The organism is Bifidobacterium sp. FKU (assembly GCF_026016385.1).
Taxonomy (GTDB): Bacteria; Actinomycetota; Actinomycetes; order Actinomycetales; family Bifidobacteriaceae; genus Bifidobacterium; species Bifidobacterium infantis.
This window is the reverse complement of sequence record NZ_CP092888.1, coordinates 1,775,784-1,792,590: the sequence shown is the minus strand read 5'-3', so window position 1 is coordinate 1,792,590 and position 16,807 is coordinate 1,775,784. Positions and strand designations below refer to the sequence as shown.

Below are 16,807 nucleotides of genomic sequence, written 5' to 3'. Positions count from 1 at the left end.
CACACGTTGCGCCCGAGGGCCACCGGAATGCAATACATGTAGCGGTGCTCGCGCAGCACCGGCAACACGGGGGTGGCAGGCGGCTCATTAGCACGGGGAACGGTTGAACGAGAAGTGGATTGGCATGTGGTGGTATCGAACATACTGATGCGTGTGCCGCCGAGCCTGTCCAGATGGCTGCCTATATGAACCAGTGACAGGAAATCGCGGGAGAGCAAACGAGAGGAGTGTGCATGGGGCAGTTCGGTGTCATGATTGGCCAGTTGGTCGGATTCCTGATCATGCTGATGGTCGGATACGGATGTGTAAGGCTCCGGTTCTATGGTCAGACGGCGCTGGACGGCATGTGTTCGCTGCTGCTCAACGTGCTCATCCCTGTGCTCGTGTTCTCGAACGCCGTCGACGGCGCGGACCGCGCGCAGCTTGCCGCCAACTGGGGCGTGATGCTGCTGACCGCCGTGATGTACGCGCTGCTCATCCTGGTGTTCTGGCTGGTCGCCAAACTGTTGCGGCTCAAAGGTTCGCGTAGCCATGTATTTCAGGCGTCGCTTATTTTCGGCAACGCCGGATTCATCGGCATTCCGTTGATCATGGCACTTTGGCCGCAGAACGGCGCGATTTACGTGGCGCTGATGTCGATCATCGACCAGACGCTGCTCTGGACGTACGGCGTATGGCTGTGCGAGCCGGTCGTCGAAACGACTGACGGCAACGCGATTGGCGCGCGAGGGGCGGTCGCGAACGGTTCGGTGAACGGCGCCGGTTCGGTGGGGGAGGCTGGTTCGGCGAGCAATGCCGCAAACGGTGGTTCTCCGGCCGTCGTCCGCCTCTCGCTAGGTACCCGCGTCCTCGGTCTGCTTAAACGATTCGTCAATCCCGCCTTCATCGGCGTGATGCTCGCCCTGATTCTGATTCTGCTCGGTGTCAAGGTGCCGGACATCATCCTGAAGCCGCTGCACACCATCGGCAATATGGCCACGCCGATGTCGCTAATCTACTTGGGCGGCCTCTTCGCACTGACCAAGTGGTGGGGCGTCCTCAAACGCTACGAACTCTATGCTGGCCTAGTCGCCAAGATGATCGCATTCCCGCTCGCCTTCTATGCGCTACTGACCGCGCTGACCGGCGCATCGCCGCAACTGCCGATCACCCATGACATGGTGCTGATGATCACGGTCATCGCCGGACTGCCGACCATGACCACCATCGCCATGTTCACCGGTCGCAAGAACAACATGACCGAGTATGCGGTCGGCTTCGTGCTCGTAAGCACGCTGTTCTCGCTGGCCTCCCTGACGATTGTGTCGGCGGTCGTGTTCTGAATTGTCCCCTTCGATGAAAAGAATGCCGGGGGCCTCCGGCGCTTGGAATCTCATTCATAAATAAATGCTGGCTATTCTTTTTACCACGAATCAGAACCATTTTTCTGTTGTTCTGGCCGAAAGATAATCTCAAGGGTTTCGGTCGCCACGAAGACAGCATTATCAACGGTCGCGGCGAGAATCCGGCCGTCATCAAGCGCGACTACGAACTCATGAAATGGGTCAACGCGAACTCCTTCCGTACCTCGCACTACCCGTATAGCGAAGAGAACCTCAGGATGGCTGACCGCGAGGGCTTCCTGGTCATCGATGAATGTGCGGCCGTGGGCTTTATGTCCAGCCTAAAGAACCTCGTAAAACGAATTTCACGAGGTTCTTTCTAGTTACGCTGAATGACTCCCATTAGACTCCCACAAGAGAAGAGCAATGGCGAAATCCCAACGTTGCTAAGCTCTCAAACTCAGATGTGGAAGTAGAGCTCGTACTCGAGCGGGGTCGGGGCCAGGCGAGCCTGGTCGATCTCGTCGCGCTTGAGGCCAATCCAAGTCTCGATCAGGTCGTCGGTGAACACGTCGCCGGCGGTGAGGAAGTCGTGGTCCTCTTCCAGGGCGTCCATAGCCTCGGCCAGGGAGCTTGGCACCTGCTTGATGCCAGCGTGCTCTTCCGGCGGCAGCTCGTAGAGGTCCTTGTCGACCGGCTCCGGAGGCTCGATGTGGTTCAGGATGCCGTCCAGGCCAGCCATCAGCTGAGCGGAGAAGGCCAGGAACGGGTTGCAGGACGGATCCGGAGCGCGGAACTCGATGCGCTTGGCAGCCGGGGAGGTGCCGGCCAGCGGAATACGGATGGCGGCAGAACGGTTACGAGCGGAGTACACCAGGTTGACCGGAGCCTCGAAGCCCGGGACCAGACGGTGGTAGGAGTTCAGGGACGGGTTGGTGAAGGCCAGCACGGAGGAGGAGTGCTTGATCAGACCGCCGATGTACCAGCGAGCCAGATCGGACAGACCAGCGTAGCCCTTCTCGTCGTAGAACAGCGGCTTGCCGTCCTTCCACAGGGACTGGTGGCAGTGCATACCAGTGCCGTTGTCGTCGGCGATCGGCTTCGGCATGAAGGTCGCAGCCTTGCCGGCCAGAGCGGCGGTCTCGTGGACGACGTACTTGTACTTCATCAGGTCATCGCCTGCGTGCTGCAGGGTGTTGAAGCGGTAGTTGATCTCCTGCTGGCCAGCGCCGGCGACCTCGTGGTGGGAACGCTCGAGGATCAGACCGACCTTCTGCAGGTTGGCGACCATATCGTCGCGCAGATCCTGGGTGTGGTCAATCGGCGGAACCGGGAAGTAGCCCTTCTTGACGCGATTCTTGAAACCGATGTTCGGGGTGCCGTCTTCCTCAACGTCAACGCCGGAGTTCCACGGAGCTTCGATGGAGTCGACCTCGTAGAAGGAGCGCTGCATGGAGTTCTCGAAACGCACCTTGTCGAAGATGAAGAACTCGGCCTCAGGAGCGAAGGATGCGGTGTCGGCGATGCCGGTGGACTTCAGGTAGGCCTCGGCCTTGCCGGCGACCTGACGCGGGTCGCGGGAGTACGGCTCGTCGGTCAGCGGGTCGACGATGGAGAAGGCCACGTCAAGGGTCTTGTGCTTGCGGAACGGGTCAACGAAAGAGGTCTCAACGTCCGGGACCAGCTTCATGTCGGACTCGTTGATGGCCTGGAAGCCCTGAACGGAGGAACCATCGAACGGCATGCCGTCGGTGAAAGCGTCCTTCAGGAATTCGCTAGCCGGCACGGTGAAGTGCTGCTGAACGCCGATAAGATCGGTGAAACGGACGGAGACATACTCGATGCCTTCCTTGTTGATAAGGGCCTCGACGTCTTCCTTGGACTTGAGTTCGGTCACGGGACCGCTCCTTTCGTATGAGATATAACGGTATATATCGTAAAATAGCGCGTTTCGCCGGCTCGAAACTTGGGTTACGAGAATGTTTCGTGACTGTGGCCGACAATCGCGCAGGCGCGTTATTTCAACGAAACATCATTACAGAATGGAAACGGAGGCTATCGGGGGAGTAGGTAGAGATGTCCGCAACGTGGACAGTGGGTATTGACAGGTGACGTAGGTGGATGTAAGTGGACGCGATTATGAGACATATGACGAAGCCCCGGAACCGATTGAACGGATTCCGGAGCTTCTGTGCGATTTGGTTGTGTGCTGCCGATCAGCGACCGCGCATCGCGCGGCGGGAGATCTTCTGCGGGCGGTTCGGATCCATGCCCTTGGGGATGGCATAGCCCTTCTTGGCCTGCAGCGTGCGAAGACGATCGTTCAGCGTTTCCATCTCGGCCTTGGTCAGCAGGAAGCGACGGCGCGGATGAATCTTGGCGATCAGTGCGTTCTTGTGGTGCGTGGGCTCATAGCTCTTGGACTTGATCACCGTGTTACGCAGCTTGGCCAGCGGCACCTGCTTGGGGCCGTGGCCCACGGCGATGCGGTACACCGGAATGGAGGAGCCGGCGGTGACGCCCTTGATATCGCGTTCCTGACGATCCATCGCCTTCATGACGCGACCGTATTCGCCTTCGCCGATCAGGTAGATGCCGTTCATCGAAGTGCCACGCCAGATGGCATCCTTGGTCTTCGGGTCGATCCACGCCGGTTCCTGCGGGAAGTCAAAGCCGGCTTTCTGCATGTTGCTCAGCACGCCGATGGCGGCACCAGGCTTGCCATCAATCTGCTTGTAGCCGACTGCATCCGCGCGGCGGGTGAGCATCATGGTGGCCAGTAGAATGCCGAGCATGATGGCGGTGATCATGGTGAAGATCCAGATCAGCCAGGTCCACTTGACAATCAGACCGATGATGATCGTCACGACTACAGGCAGCAGGAAAGCACCGGCCTCAAGCCACGGCAGGGCCTTGTCTTCCTTAGCCGTGTACTTGTAGATCTGGATGATCTGCTTGATTGTGCTCTGCTTCTTCGGCTTCGCGTCCTTCTCCGCCATCACTTCTTCCTTTGTTGGGACGAAACACACTGGGCAATATCCTATCAGGTGCGCTGGTCCGAACTTGCTTGTGCTGGTTGGTCTCAGCGTGTGTGCAATGGTCGTCCGTCGGCCTTGAGTAGCGCCTCGCCGAGCGTTTCACTGAATGTGGGATGCGGGTGAACGAGGCGGGCTGCGTCGGCGAGCGGCACATGGTTGCCGACCAGCTGTTCGGCTTCGGCGATGATGTCGGAGGCCATCGGGGAGACCATGTGCACGCCGAGCACGCGCGGGGTGTCCGGGTTGGCCGCGTCGCAGCCGGAGACGATGGTCAATGAGCCGGCCGTGCCGCTCATCAGCATGCGCGCGTTCGCCAGCATCGGATAGTTGGTCTCCTTGATTTCAATGAGATCCTCCCTCGCCTGCGCCTGTTCGACGGTGAGCCCGACCGACGCCGCTTCGGGGAAGGAGAACACGATCTGCGGCACGGTGGCTTCGTCCACCGGCTTGGGATTGAGTCCGGCGATGGTCTCCGCGATGACGATGCCTTGCTCAAAAGCACGATGCGCCAGCGCGTGACCGGCCGTCACGTCGCCTACCGCCCATACGCCCGGTTTGTCGGTGCGACCGTACGCATCCGTGGCGACATGTCCGTGGTCGTCGATCGTCACGCCCCATGCTGGGTCGGTGATCGGGTCACGCCCGATGGCGACAAGGGCGATTTCGCCCCAGACGCTCTGTTCGCCATCCTGGCCTTCGCGCGTGTAGTGCACGGTGGCGCCAAGGTTCGCGCCGGTGTCCACGTGGGTGACGTTGGCGCGGGTGATGATGTTCACGCCATGACGTTTGAGCTCACGGGTCAGCGTGGTGCCGGCTCTCCGGTCCCAGGCTGAGAGCACGCGGTCCTTGCGAATCAGCAGGGTCACCTTCGAACCGGTGGCGTTCCATATCGAGGCGAATTCAAGGGCGATGGCCCCGGCGCCGATAATCACCGCCGAAGAGGGAAATTCGTTGACTTCCAGCGCCTGTGTGGAGTCGATGAGGGCGCCGGCGAACGGGTTGCCGGGCAATGGGCGTGGCTTGGCACCGGTGGCGATGACGATGTTCGTGGCCGTGAGGTCCATCGTTGGGCCGCTGGGTTCGGGGACATCGGCCTTGTGATAGGTGAGGATGTCGCTTTGGCCGGGGGAGGGGACGAGGCGGACGATGCGGTTGGAAGTTGCTGGAGCGATCTCATCCGCATGGAACGCGGCATTGGCCCGGAACACGGTGATGCCGCGATGGGCGAGCAGTCCGGCCAGTCCTCCCACCATCGTCTTGACCACGCGCAGGCGATAGTCGCGCAGCGTGCCGAAGTCGATGCCATTCACCGAGGCGTTGACGCCGAGTTCGGCTGCACGGTGCACGGTGTCGATGGTGTGGGTGGCGGTGATGAGCGCCTTGGAGGGGATGCAGCCACGGTTGAGACATGTGCCGCCCACGGTGGCGTCACGCTCGACGAGTGCCACTTTCATGCCGAGTTCGGCCGCGCGCAGAGCTGTGGAATAGCCGCCGGGGCCGGCCCCGATGATGACCAGATCAAACTGTTCGCTCATGATTGCCTCCTTGATACATATAAGTATGGCTCCCATGCTAGGGAGCCATATGCGGCTATCGCCGCCACTTCGCCTAAAAACAGTCCACTGGACTGTTTTCTTTACGGCTCAGCCCCTCAACGAGGGGAGCCGGAGTGTATATGAACAATCAGTCCGCCGGCCAGTGACCGCGCTTCGGGTAACGCGGCTTGGGAAGTCTCCAACGACGCATCTGGATGGAACGGCTCCAGGCGTAGGAGAAGGAGCGGGAGCCCTTGGCTACGGACGATTCGCCGTACTTGGCGATCAGCTTGGGCTTGAGCCTGCGCCACATCAGCCACACGTCGATGATCACGGCGATCAGATAGCCGTACATCAGCGCCATCATGGTGACCGACGCCCACTGGTTGCGCATCAACGAGGCGGCGAACATGGAGACGATCAGGATTCCGAAGCTCACCGGAATGAACCATTCGCCGAGGTTGAACCGGGCGTCCACGTAGTCGCGGATGTAGATGCGCCACGGCAGGCGTTCCGACTTGGGCATGTGGTTGATGTCGCCCTTCTGCATCGCCTCGTACTCGGCGTTCTCCCTCTCGCGCAGACGGGCTTTGGCGGCCTTGGCGCTGGCCTTGCGGTCCACCGGAACCAGCGGACGGATACCGGCGGCCTGAGCCTGCTTCATCTTCGGGGTAGGACGGCCTTTTTTCTCAGAAGGATCGGCGGCCTTCTTCGGGGCCTGCTCAACAGGAACTTGGGCCTCTTCTTTTTTCTTAAACGGATTCCATGTCATGCTTTGAGGTTACGGTGACGTTCAGACACTTGTACACTGGCGCAGTCATTGCAATGACGCCGCTCACGCACATATATAAAGGAGGATCATCATGGCAACGTTCACCGCTGACGAGATTCGTTCGCGCGTCGAAACCGATTGGAACCGCATCGTCAAGGTGCTGGCCGAAAAGGTCGCGCTGCAGTCGATCTCCGCCAAGGGCATCACCGCCGAACATATGAAGCGCTCCGCTGAATTCGTGGCAGACGAACTGCGCCTCGTGGGTGTGGATGCCAAGGTGGTCCAGGCTTCCAATGCCGACGGCACTCCGGGCGCATGGGAGGTCATCGGCTCGCATATCGTTTCTCCGGACGCCCCCACCGTGCTGCTCTACGCCCATCACGATGTGCAGCCTGTTCCGGACCCGGCCGAATGGGACACCGACCCGTTCGTGGCCACCGAAATCGACGGCCGCCTTTACGGCCGTGGCTCCGCCGATGACGGCGGCGGCATCGCTATCCACTCCGGTGCGCTGAAGGCCTTGGGCGACGACCTCAACGTCAATATCAAAGTGTTCATCGAAGGCGAAGAGGAGATGGGTTCGCCAAGCTTCATTCCCTTCATCGAGGCTCACCGCGACGAATTCGCCGCTGACGTGATTATCGTGGCTGATTCCGGCAACTGGTCGGCGGACATTCCTTCTTTGACCACCTCGCTGCGCGGTAACACCTGTGTGGACGTGACCGTGCAGGGCCTTGAGCATCCGGTGCACTCCGGCCAGTACGGCGGCCCGATTCTCGACTCCAATACGTTGGCCGCCATGCTCATCGCTTCCATGTATGACGAGAACGGCGATCTGGCCGTACCCGGCGTGGCCGCGGAAGAGCCGATCGGCGGTTTGCAGCACGACCTTGACGAAACCACTGTGCGCGAGGATTCCGGCGTGGTGGCCGGTTACGAGTTCGCCGGCACCGGTTCGCTGGCCTCACGCCTGTGGACCAAGCCGTCCGTGACCGTGATCGGCTTCGACGCCCACCCGGTCGAGGGATCCTTCAACGTGATCGCCCCGGAGACCCGCTTCCGTTTGTCGCTGCGCACCGCGCCCACCCAGCGCCCTGAAGAAGCGCAGGAAGCACTGGCTGCATTCTTCGAATCCCACGCGCCGTTCGGTGCCAAGGTCACTGTCGAACGCGGCGAAAACGGCATGGGCTGGGCCATGGACCCGACTGCCGTGGCCACCAAGGACGCGCTGGAAGCCATGACCGAGGCTTTCGGCGTTGAGCCCATCAACAAGGGCGAAGGCGGCTCCATTCCGTTCATCCCCGAACTGCAGCGCATTTTCCCCAACGCTCAGGTGCTGGTCACCGGTCCCGAAGACCCGAAGGCCAACGCCCACAGTCCCAATGAGTCCATCTCCCTGCCCGGCCTCAAGAACAACGTGATCACCGAGGCTTTGCTGCTGGACAAGCTCGGCAAGTAGACGAACTGTATCGGTAATGGTAGCGAGCCGCCGTCCGGTAGGTCACAGATGTGGCTATTGCCTTTGACGGCGGCTTGCTTTATAGTCGGGGAGTTGACACGGGAGCTGCCGTTAGGCGGCTGAGAGGAGACTCATAGTCTCGACCGATGGAACGTGACCGGATAATGCCGGCGCACGGAAATGTCGCTCTTACCCACCCGTGCCTGAACCAACCTGCGCGTGGCCACGAACATGTGCATCATGTGCGTACATATATCCATGTATGTTCGGCCTGCGTACGAGCAGAAGAAAGGCACATTCATGACTGAAGCTGTGGCCAAAGCCAATTACAAGTGGCGCGTCGTCGATATCGTCGTCGCCGCAATCATCGCCGTCGCATCCGGCGTCATTTTCTGGGGCTGGGACATTGTCTGCTCCGCCCCGCTGGCCCTGTTCGAAGGCGTGACCCCCGGTTTCGAGGGTCTGCTCAACGGATTCTGGCTGTTCGCCGGCCCGCTCGCCGCAATCATCGTGCGCAAGCCCGGTGCCGCACTGTTTGCCGAAACCCTCGCCGCCTTCCTTGAACTTACGCTGGGCAACCAGTGGGGCGTCGGCGGCTCGCTGATCGTCGGCATCATCCAGGGTCTGGGTGCCGAAATTGCCTTCGCCGTCTTCGCCTGGAAGAAGTGGAACATCGGCACTACCATCCTGTCCGGTGCGCTCGCCGGCGTGGGCTGCTGGGCCTACTACTGGTCCACCAACCCGGGCTGGAACGGCCTGCGCGTCACTTGGTATCTGGTGGGCTCCATCATCTCCGGCGTCGTGATCGCCGGCGTGGTGGTCTGGTACTTGTCTCGTGCGCTCGCTGCCACCGGTGCTCTGGAGCGCTTTGAATCCGGCCGTAGCAAGGCGCGCGTCTGATGCAGATTAATCCGGCTGCGGTAGAGGCCAGCGGCTGGGGCTGGCGGCACGCCACGCGTAAGGACTTCGCGTTGCGTGCCGTCGATTTCACCATCCGGCCAGGTGAACGTGTGCTGATGCTCGGCGCTTCGGGCGCGGGCAAAAGCACGATGATGGCCGGTCTCGCAGGCGTACTTGGCGGCGATGAGGAAGGCGAGCAGGAGGGTTCGCTCACCATCGATGGCGTCGATGCGCGCGAGGCGCGAGGCCGCGTGGGACTGGTGCTTCAGGACCCGGACTCGCAGATCATTCTTGAACGACTAGGCGATGACGCGGCCTTCGGCTGCGAAAACCTCAACGTGCCGCGCGAGGAGATTCGGCAGCGAGTGCGCGAATCATTGGATATGGTGGGACTCGGCGGACTCGAACTGGATCGGTCCACCCGCCATCTGTCCGGCGGTCAGCGCCAACGTCTCGCGTTGGCCGGCGTGCTGGCTATGAAGCCCGGTCTGCTGTTGTTGGACGAACCGACCGCCAACCTCGACCCCGAAGGCGTGGTCGAAGTGCATGACGCGGTCAAAAAGGTCATCGAGGCCACCGGACAGACCATGGTTGTGGTCGAACATCATATCGATGTATGGCTCGATCTGGTCGATCGCGTGATTGTGCTCGGTCGACCCGATGCAAGTTCGCCCACGGGTGCGGTCATTGCCGACGGCAAGCCGGACGAGGTGTTCGCCGAGATGGGCGACGTATTGGCCGCCGGTGGCGCGTGGGTGCCGGGCCGTGCGATTCCCGATTACTCGCCGAAGCAGGAGCCTGCGCACGATGCGCCGGTGCTCAGCACTGAGAACTTAAGCTTTGGCCGTGGAACCGCTCTTGGCGTTGGTATCAATCTGGATTTTTATCCCGGCGAAGTAACGGCTCTGATGGGTCCGAACGGCGCGGGCAAATCGACCTTGGCCTTGACCTTGGCCGGGCTACTCGAGCCTATCGCCGGCAAGGTGCTCATCGCCGACAACCTCAAGCCCGCGCATGCCGGGCGTGAGCCGATCGACTGGAAAAGCAAGGAACTGCTGGGCCGTATCGGCATGGTGTTCCAGGAGCCCGAGCACCAGTTCGCTGCCAATTTCGTGCGTGACGAAGTCGCCATCGGCCCCAAGTCGATGGGGCAAAGCCAAGACGAGGCTTATCGGACCGCCGACCGCATGCTTGAGCAGATGAATCTCACGCGCTTCGCCAAAGCCAACCCGTATACCTTGTCTGGCGGGGAGAAGCGGCGACTGTCCGTGGCCTCCATGCTGGCCGCCGCACCCAAAGTGTTGGTGATGGATGAGCCGACATTCGGACAGGATTTCAGTACGTGGAATGAGATGGTCAAGCTGATTGCCGCCATCCGCGATCAAGGCTCGTGCGTGATCATGGTGACGCACGATGAGGCGCTGGTGGATGCGCTGGGCGCGCGACGTGTGATGTTCGAGGAGGCGAAGGCATGAGTGACGTGGTAATCGTCAGTCCGCAGGAAACGCGCGTGGAGCCGGTCAAAGCCTCATCGCCCTCATGGTTCATCGCGCGCATCAACGCGGTCAGCCGCATCATCGGTGCGCTGTTGCTGTGTATTCCGATGTTCATCAGTCTGGATGTGGTATCCGCGTCCACGGCGCTCGGCATCGAATTCGTGCTGCTGTGGATTGGTGGCGTGGCTCCGTGGACCGTATGCCGTAAGACCTGGCCGGTATGGATCGCCGTCGCCGGCAGTTTTATCTCCGTGTTTCTCTACGGCCGCACCTCGGGCGAGATCCTGTGGCAGGGCGGCTGGATTGTGATCAGCGAGGGATCCGTTAATCTGGCCATCGCCACGGCTATCAGGGTGGCGGCCATTGCCGTACCCGGCGTGATTCTGGCCCTGGGCCTCGATCCCACTGATTTGGCGGACGGTTTGGTTGAGATTCTGCACTTCTCACCGCGATTCGTATACGGCGGGTTGGCTGGATTGCGCATGTTTACGCTGCTGCAGGAAGATTGGCGCGCACTCGGCCTGTCCCAGCGTTCGCGCGGCCTTGGCGACGGTAACGCCATCGCCCGTGCCCTCTCCCAGGCGTTCGGACTGCTGGTGCTCTCCATCCGGCGCGCCACCAAACTTGCCACCGCCATGGAAGCGCGCGGCTTCGGCTCCAGCGCCCCACGCTCCCAAGCCCGCATCTCGCGTCTGAAGCCTGTCGACTGGATCTTCTACGTCATCTGTCTGGCCGTCCCGCTGGCCTCCATAGGCGTAGCCGTCGGCACCGGGAATTGGCACTTCGCCTTTCAGGGTGCCTGAAAGGCGGCAGACTGGCACAGTGCCTTTCAGGGTTACGATGCCTCCGCCAGCGGGGAGCGAGCCACGACTGACGTAATGCCCCGGCAGTAGGGTAGTGGCTATGCCCATCAACGCCCAGATTCTTGATAATCCGAAATCCGACCGCGTGCGCCGCATCGCCGATCTGACCCGCACCAAAGGCCGCGAACGTTCGGGCCGTTTTCTTATCGAAGGCCCGCAATCCGTGCGCGAGGCCGTCACTTGGCGGCCGGACGTGGTACGGGACCTGTATGTAGAGGTTTCGCAGGCGCTGGAACATCCGCGTATCATCTCCTCCACGTTGGAGAAGATCGTCGAAACCTCGCAGGATGCCACGATTTATGTGCACTACTGCATCGGCGACGTGATGCACCGCATCAGTCCGGACGCCCAAGGCATCGCGGCCGTCGGCAATGCCGAGTCCATGCACGCCGGTGCCGATGACGTCGAACTTGGCAAGAACGGTCGGGCCCCGCAGATTGCCGTCTTCTGGCAGGTGCGCGACCCGGGCAACGCCGGCACCGTGATTCGTGCGGCCGATGCGGCCGGCTGTGACGCCGTAATCTTCGTGGACGACTGCGTGGACGTGCTGAACCCCAAGGTCATCCGCTCCACCGCAGGCTCCCTGTTCCATCTGCCGGTACTTGCCATGAGCACCGACGAATTCTTCACCTGGACAGGCGACCATAATTTGGACGTCTGGGCCGCCGACGTATACGGCACCGAAGAACGCAAGCCGGAAAGCCTGCCCGCAGTACTGGCGGACAAGGCGGCGGTCGAGGCTCCGAAAGCCGTGTTGTTCGGCAATGAAGCGCGTGGCTTGGAACCGGACATCCTCACGCGCTGCGGCCGCATCGTCTCCATCCCGCTTTATGGCAAGGCCGAATCGCTGAACCTCGGCACCTCGGCCGCGGTGATGCTGATGTCGCTGTCTATGTCGGGTCATGTTGAAAGAATGTGAAACCGGTAAAAACGCTGTGAAACGCTGAGAAAACATCAGACGAAAGGGTTCTCGTGGCAGAACAAATGGTGTTCGACGCCGACCAGGTGACTGCTGAGGTTGCCGAGGGCATCGAGAAAATCCAGAACGCCTCCAACCTGGAGGAGCTCAAGGCCATCAAGACAACGTACGCAGGTGCCGATTCGGCGATGACCAAGGCCAGCAAGGCCATTGGCTCCCTGCCCGCCGACCAGAAGAAGGAAGCCGGCAAGCTCATGGGCAAGCTGCGCGCCGATTTCGGCCGTGCCTATGGTCCCAAGGAAGTCGAGCTCAAGGAAGCCGCCGAGAAGGCCGCGCTTGCCGCTGAAACCGTGGATATGACGCTGCCGGTGAACCGTAAGCCTCTGGGTGCCCGTCACCCGCTGCCTAAGCTGATGGAGGACGTCGAGGACTTCTTCATCTCCATGGGTTGGCAGATCTCCTCCGGCCCGGAAATAGAAGCCGAATGGTACAACTTCGACTCCCTGAATTTCGGCCCGGACCATCCGGCCCGCCAGATGCAGGACACCTTCTACGTCAAGGGCAATCAGGCCAAGGACGCCGCCGGTTTCGTCGGCTCCAACATGGTGGTGCGTACGCAGACCTCCTCCGATCAGGTCCGTGCCCTCCTGACCCGTGGCGTGCCGCTGTACATCGCGTCCCCGGGCCGTGTGTTCCGCACCGATGAGCTGGACGCCACCCATACTCCGGTATTCCACCAGTGCGAAGCCCTCGCCGTCGACAAGCACCTGACCATGGCCGACCTGAAGGGCGTGTTGGACAAGCTCGCCGTCGCCATGTTCGGCCCTGAAGCCAAGACGCGCCTGCGCCCGAGCTACTTCCCGTTCACTGAGCCGAGCGCCGAACTCGACCTGTGGTTCCCCGACAAGAAGGGCGGCCCCGGCTGGCTCGAGTGGGGCGGCTGCGGCATGGTGAACCCGAACGTGCTGAAGTCCGCCGGCATCGACCCGGACGTCTACACCGGTTTCGCCTTCGGCGTCGGCATGGAGCGCACGCTCCTGCTGCGCAGCGACATCAACGACATGCACGACCTGGTCGAAGGCGACGTGCGTTTCGCCGAACAGTTTGTGATGGGGGAGTGATTCAGCCATGCCTATGATTGATATCGATTGGCTCAAGGACCATGTCGAGGTTCCCGAAGGCCTGACCTACGAACAGCTCGCCAAGGACCTTGTCAAGGTGGGTCTTGAGGAAGAGGAGATTCACTCCTCCCAGGTGACCGGCCCGATTGTGGTCGGCTACGTGGTCGACGCCACCCCCGAACCGCAGAAGAACGGCAAGACCATCAACTGGTGCCACGTGGACTGCGGCGACGAATGGAACGAGACCGACGAAGACGGCAACAAGGTGCCGCGCGGCATCATCTGCGGCGCGCCCAACATGAAGGCCGGCGAAAAGGTCGTCGTCACCCTGCCCGGTGCCGTGCTGCCCGGCGACTTCAAGATCGAGCCGCGCAAGACCTACGGCCACATCTCCAACGGCATGTGCGCCTCCGAACGTGAGCTGGGTCTGGGCGACAACCACAATGGCATCATCCTGCTGCGTCAGTACGGCTTCTCCGAGGCTGAATACGAGGCTCTGAAGCCTGGTCAGGACGCCATGCACCTGCTGCACCTCGACCAGCCTCTGCTTGAGATCAACATCACCCCGGACCGTGGCTACACGCTGTCCTACCGTGGCGTGGCCCGCGAATACCACCACTCCACCGGTGCCGCCTACACCGATCCGGCCGTGGCACTCAACGAGAAGGCCCCGGAACCTGCTGACTATCAGCCCGGCACCCCGGTGGACATCGATGTTGAAATCGACGATAACAATCCGATTCACGGCGTGCCCGGTTGCGACCGCTACTACGCGCGTATCGTCAAGGACTTCAATCCCAACGCCCACACGCCCAACTGGATGCGCCGCCGCCTGATCCGCGCCGGCATGCGCTCCATCTCCTTGGCCGTGGACGTGACCAACTACGTGATGCTTGACCTCGGCCAGCCGATGCACGCCTACGACCTCGACAAGCTCGAAGGCCCGATTGTCGTGCGCCGCGCCAACGAGGGTGAGAAACTCACCACCCTGGACGGCAAGGAACATGACCTGAGCGTCGAAGATCTGCTTATCACCGATTCGCCGAACGGCGAACGCGGCTCGCGCATCCTCGGCCTTGCCGGTGTGATGGGCGGCCTGTATGGCGAAGTGACCGCTGACACCAAGAACATTCTTCTGGAGGCAGCGCACTTCGATCAGGTGACCATCGCCCGTTCGGCCCGTCGCCACAAGATTCCATCCGAGGCCTCCCGCCGCTTCGAACGTGGCGTCGACACCGCGCTGCAGCCCGCCGCCACCCAGATGGCCGCCGAGCTCATGGCCAAGTACGGCAACGGCGAGCCCAGCGAACACCCGAACGACGTGAACAACACGCCGCGCGCCAAGGTCATCCACTTCAAGGCCTCCGAAGTGGCCCGCGTGGCCGGCCTCGACGTGGACATCAACCGCATCTCCGACATCCTGACCGACATTGGCTGCACGGTGGCCGGCGGCGGCAACGGCGAGTTCGCCGTAACCGCGCCGAGCTGGCGCCCGGACTTGAACGAGCCGTGCGACCTGGTCGAGGAGATTGCCCGACTGATCGGCTACGACCAGATTCCGATTACCGTGCCGCCGGCACCGGTCGAGGGTCTGGTGGGCCTGACCCCGGACCAGCAGCGTCGCCGTCGCGTGGCGGACGAGCTCGCCGAGTTCGGCATGGTCGAATCGCTGAGCTACCCGTTCGTGGGCGACGACGATTACAAGGCCTTCGGCTTCGACCCGGAAGCCACCAAGAAGGTCAGCGTCGAGATCGCCAACCCGCTCTACGGCGACCGTCCGTACCTGCGTCGCGAGATTCTGCCGACCTTGGCCACCACCGTGCAGCGCAACATCCGCCGCGGCATCGAAAACGTGTCCCTGTATGAGCTCGGCCACGTCTACCTGTGGGATTCGAACGCGCCCGCCATCCCGGCACTGCCCGGTGGCGTGCGCCCCACCGACGAACAGCTCGCTGCGCTTGACGCCGGTCTGCCCGAACAGCCCGACCATGTGGCCGGCATCCTGACCGGTCTGGCCGAGGACGACGGCTGGATGGGCGGCAAGCGCCCGGTCGACTGGTCCGACGCCGTCGAGGCCGTGCGCCGCATCGCCGGCCGTATCGGTGCCGCAATCGAACTCGACCAGCCCGCCGCCGACGATGTGCCCGTCCAATGGCACCCCGGCCGCGTCGCCCGCGTCATGGTGGGCGACGTCTTCACCGGCTGGGTTGGTGAACTGCACCCGCGCGTCAACGAGGCGCTCGGCTTCCCGGCCCATTCCGCGGCCTTCGAGCTGAACCTCACCGCGCTGTTCGCCACGCTGACCGGCAAGCCCGTCCAGGCCAAGCCGATCTCCACGTTCCCGCCGGTCAAGCAGGATTTGGCCTTCACCGTGGACGAGACCGTGACCGCAGGCCAGCTTGAGAACGTGATTCGCAAGGCCGCCGGCGCGAACCTCGAATCCATCGAACTGTTCGACGTGTTCACCGGCGAACAGGTGGGCGAGGGCAAGAAGTCCCTGGCCTATGCGGTGGTGTTCCGTTCGCCGAGTAAAACGCTGTCCGCCGAAGACAGCGACGCCATCCGCAAGGCCATCGTGGCTGAGGCCGCCGAAATCGGCGCCCAGCTGCGCGCCTGACCCAACCAATCATCCGAATCGAGGAGCGCCATGAGCCAACCGGAGCAGGACAAGCCGAAATACGGGCAGTACCAGCAGCCTGAATATGGTGCTATGTCTGGCCAATACGGGCCGAATTACAACCCGTATATTTATGGCGCTCCCGAGCCGGATACCAAGAAGGATTCCGCCGCAGCCGCTGGCAACAACGGTGGCGCGGCACAATCTCAGCAGGCCGGCCAGCCGTACGGCCAGCAGACGCCGTGGCCCGGCAATCAGCAGGCGGGCGGCTGGCCGTATGCTCAAGGCGGCCAACAGTCCGGTCCGGGCGCATATCCGGGCGGGTACCCGGGCATGCAGGGCCAGCCGTATGGTCAACAGCCGAACGGTCAGCCTCACCAGCCGCATTATTACCACGGCATCGACCTGAACGATCCAAACCAGAACCCGCTCTACGGGCACTGGGATTCGTATGCGATCATCTCCTTTATCCTCGCCCTGTTCTTCCCTGTGCCGGTACTCTCGGCACTGATGGGCGCGGTGGCAATGTGGCGCACGCGCACCTTCCATATGAAGGGCTTCGGTTTGGCCGTGGCCGCCGTGGTGATCAACGTGCTATACACCATCGCCGTCATCTGGATGGCCTTCAATGGCTATGACGCCATGAGCCTCTACCAGGAAGCCCTCCAGCAACTCACCGGCGGCACCGGCTCCTCCTCCGACTCCATCTCCGCATAAGTAGCGTTCACATACCAACACACCCACTGCATAAATATGCAATAGTCT

The 16,807-nt window shown here is 61.9% G+C and carries 14 protein-coding genes and 1 riboswitch; of the genes, 10 read left to right on the top strand and 4 right to left on the bottom strand.

Features of this window, described 5'->3' with window-relative positions:
• Window positions 1-233 precede the first annotated feature (233 nt).
• Together MMB48_RS08180 and MMB48_RS08175 are read left to right on the top strand one after the other, a co-directional pair.
• Window positions 234-1,322: an AEC family transporter gene (locus tag MMB48_RS08180; protein ID WP_032744419.1), complete on the top strand. Its 1,089-nt coding sequence runs from the start codon at window positions 234-236 to the stop codon at window positions 1,320-1,322.
• A 107-nt stretch (window positions 1,323-1,429) separates the two neighbouring features.
• Window positions 1,430-1,705, top strand: coding sequence for a glycoside hydrolase family 2 TIM barrel-domain containing protein (locus MMB48_RS08175; protein WP_014485062.1), 276 nt, complete (start codon window positions 1,430-1,432; stop codon window positions 1,703-1,705).
• A 77-nt stretch (window positions 1,706-1,782) separates the two neighbouring features.
• Here the strand turns inward: MMB48_RS08175 and glnA are convergent, their stop codons facing one another.
• The 4 genes from glnA to MMB48_RS08155 form a co-directional block, all read right to left on the bottom strand.
• Window positions 1,783-3,219, bottom strand: a complete 1,437-nt coding sequence (gene glnA / locus MMB48_RS08170; protein WP_007051181.1) for a type I glutamate--ammonia ligase — start codon at window positions 3,217-3,219, stop codon at window positions 1,783-1,785.
• Between the two features lie 319 nt (window positions 3,220-3,538).
• Window positions 3,539-4,321 (bottom strand): DUF4191 domain-containing protein, encoded by a 783-nt coding sequence (locus tag MMB48_RS08165; protein ID WP_032744418.1) that lies wholly within the window; start codon window positions 4,319-4,321, stop codon window positions 3,539-3,541.
• 83 nt (window positions 4,322-4,404) lie between these two features.
• Window positions 4,405-5,895: a dihydrolipoyl dehydrogenase family protein gene (locus MMB48_RS08160; RefSeq protein WP_032744417.1), complete on the bottom strand. Its 1,491-nt coding sequence runs from the start codon at window positions 5,893-5,895 to the stop codon at window positions 4,405-4,407.
• Window positions 5,896-6,043: 148 nt separating this feature from the next.
• Complete coding sequence (locus MMB48_RS08155; RefSeq protein WP_032744416.1) at window positions 6,044-6,667, bottom strand: DUF3043 domain-containing protein; 624 nt, start codon at window positions 6,665-6,667, stop codon at window positions 6,044-6,046.
• Window positions 6,668-6,758: 91 nt separating this feature from the next.
• On the opposite strand from MMB48_RS08155, the gene MMB48_RS08150 reads away from it, so the two are divergent.
• The 8 genes from MMB48_RS08150 (at window position 6,759) to MMB48_RS08115 (ending at window position 16,759) form a co-directional block, all read left to right on the top strand.
• Window positions 6,759-8,126 (top strand): dipeptidase, encoded by a 1,368-nt coding sequence (locus MMB48_RS08150; protein WP_012578175.1) that lies wholly within the window; start codon window positions 6,759-6,761, stop codon window positions 8,124-8,126.
• A gap of 91 nt (window positions 8,127-8,217) precedes the next feature.
• Window positions 8,218-8,322: riboswitch (TPP riboswitch) on the top strand.
• Between the two features lie 104 nt (window positions 8,323-8,426).
• Complete coding sequence (locus MMB48_RS08145; RefSeq protein WP_032744415.1) at window positions 8,427-9,026, top strand: ECF transporter S component; 600 nt, start codon at window positions 8,427-8,429, stop codon at window positions 9,024-9,026.
• A complete protein-coding gene (locus MMB48_RS08140; protein WP_032744414.1) occupies window positions 9,026-10,501 on the top strand; it encodes an ABC transporter ATP-binding protein in 1,476 nt (491 codons plus the stop codon). Before MMB48_RS08145 ends, MMB48_RS08140 begins: the two co-directional genes overlap by 1 nt.
• The gene (locus MMB48_RS08135) at window positions 10,498-11,325 is read left to right on the top strand and encodes an energy-coupling factor transporter transmembrane component T family protein (RefSeq protein ID WP_032744413.1); all 828 of its coding nucleotides are present in this window, start codon (window positions 10,498-10,500) and stop codon (window positions 11,323-11,325) included. Before MMB48_RS08140 ends, MMB48_RS08135 begins: the two co-directional genes overlap by 4 nt.
• A gap of 100 nt (window positions 11,326-11,425) precedes the next feature.
• Window positions 11,426-12,304, top strand: coding sequence for a TrmH family RNA methyltransferase (locus tag MMB48_RS08130; protein WP_032744412.1), 879 nt, complete (start codon window positions 11,426-11,428; stop codon window positions 12,302-12,304).
• A 65-nt stretch (window positions 12,305-12,369) separates the two neighbouring features.
• Entirely contained in the window at window positions 12,370-13,425 is a 1,056-nt protein-coding gene (gene pheS, locus MMB48_RS08125) for a phenylalanine--tRNA ligase subunit alpha (RefSeq protein WP_154536061.1), read from the top strand.
• Between the two features lie 7 nt (window positions 13,426-13,432).
• On the top strand, window positions 13,433-16,042 hold the full coding sequence (pheT, locus tag MMB48_RS08120; RefSeq protein ID WP_032744410.1) for a phenylalanine--tRNA ligase subunit beta: 2,610 nt from the start codon (window positions 13,433-13,435) through the stop codon (window positions 16,040-16,042).
• Window positions 16,043-16,072: 30 nt separating this feature from the next.
• A complete protein-coding gene (locus MMB48_RS08115; RefSeq protein ID WP_032744409.1) occupies window positions 16,073-16,759 on the top strand; it encodes a hypothetical protein in 687 nt (228 codons plus the stop codon).
• Window positions 16,760-16,807 lie beyond the last annotated feature (48 nt).

Excerpts from the sequence above, each read along its gene's own strand:
- MMB48_RS08180 (WP_032744419.1), top strand. The coding sequence starts at position 234 with ATGGGGCAGTTCGGTGTCATGATTGGCCAGTTGGTCGGATTCCTGATC.
- MMB48_RS08165 (WP_032744418.1), bottom strand. The coding sequence starts at position 4,321 with ATGGCGGAGAAGGACGCGAAGCCGAAGAAGCAGAGCACAATCAAGCAG.
- MMB48_RS08160 (WP_032744417.1), bottom strand. The coding sequence starts at position 5,895 with ATGAGCGAACAGTTTGATCTGGTCATCATCGGGGCCGGCCCCGGCGGC.
- MMB48_RS08155 (WP_032744416.1), bottom strand. The coding sequence starts at position 6,667 with ATGACATGGAATCCGTTTAAGAAAAAAGAAGAGGCCCAAGTTCCTGTT.
- MMB48_RS08150 (WP_012578175.1), top strand. The coding sequence starts at position 6,759 with ATGGCAACGTTCACCGCTGACGAGATTCGTTCGCGCGTCGAAACCGAT.
- MMB48_RS08145 (WP_032744415.1), top strand. The coding sequence starts at position 8,427 with ATGACTGAAGCTGTGGCCAAAGCCAATTACAAGTGGCGCGTCGTCGAT.
- MMB48_RS08140 (WP_032744414.1), top strand. The coding sequence starts at position 9,026 with ATGCAGATTAATCCGGCTGCGGTAGAGGCCAGCGGCTGGGGCTGGCGG.
- MMB48_RS08135 (WP_032744413.1), top strand. The coding sequence starts at position 10,498 with ATGAGTGACGTGGTAATCGTCAGTCCGCAGGAAACGCGCGTGGAGCCG.
- MMB48_RS08130 (WP_032744412.1), top strand. The coding sequence starts at position 11,426 with ATGCCCATCAACGCCCAGATTCTTGATAATCCGAAATCCGACCGCGTG.
- pheS (WP_154536061.1), top strand. The coding sequence starts at position 12,370 with ATGGTGTTCGACGCCGACCAGGTGACTGCTGAGGTTGCCGAGGGCATC.
- pheT (WP_032744410.1), top strand. The coding sequence starts at position 13,433 with ATGCCTATGATTGATATCGATTGGCTCAAGGACCATGTCGAGGTTCCC.
- MMB48_RS08115 (WP_032744409.1), top strand. The coding sequence starts at position 16,073 with ATGAGCCAACCGGAGCAGGACAAGCCGAAATACGGGCAGTACCAGCAG.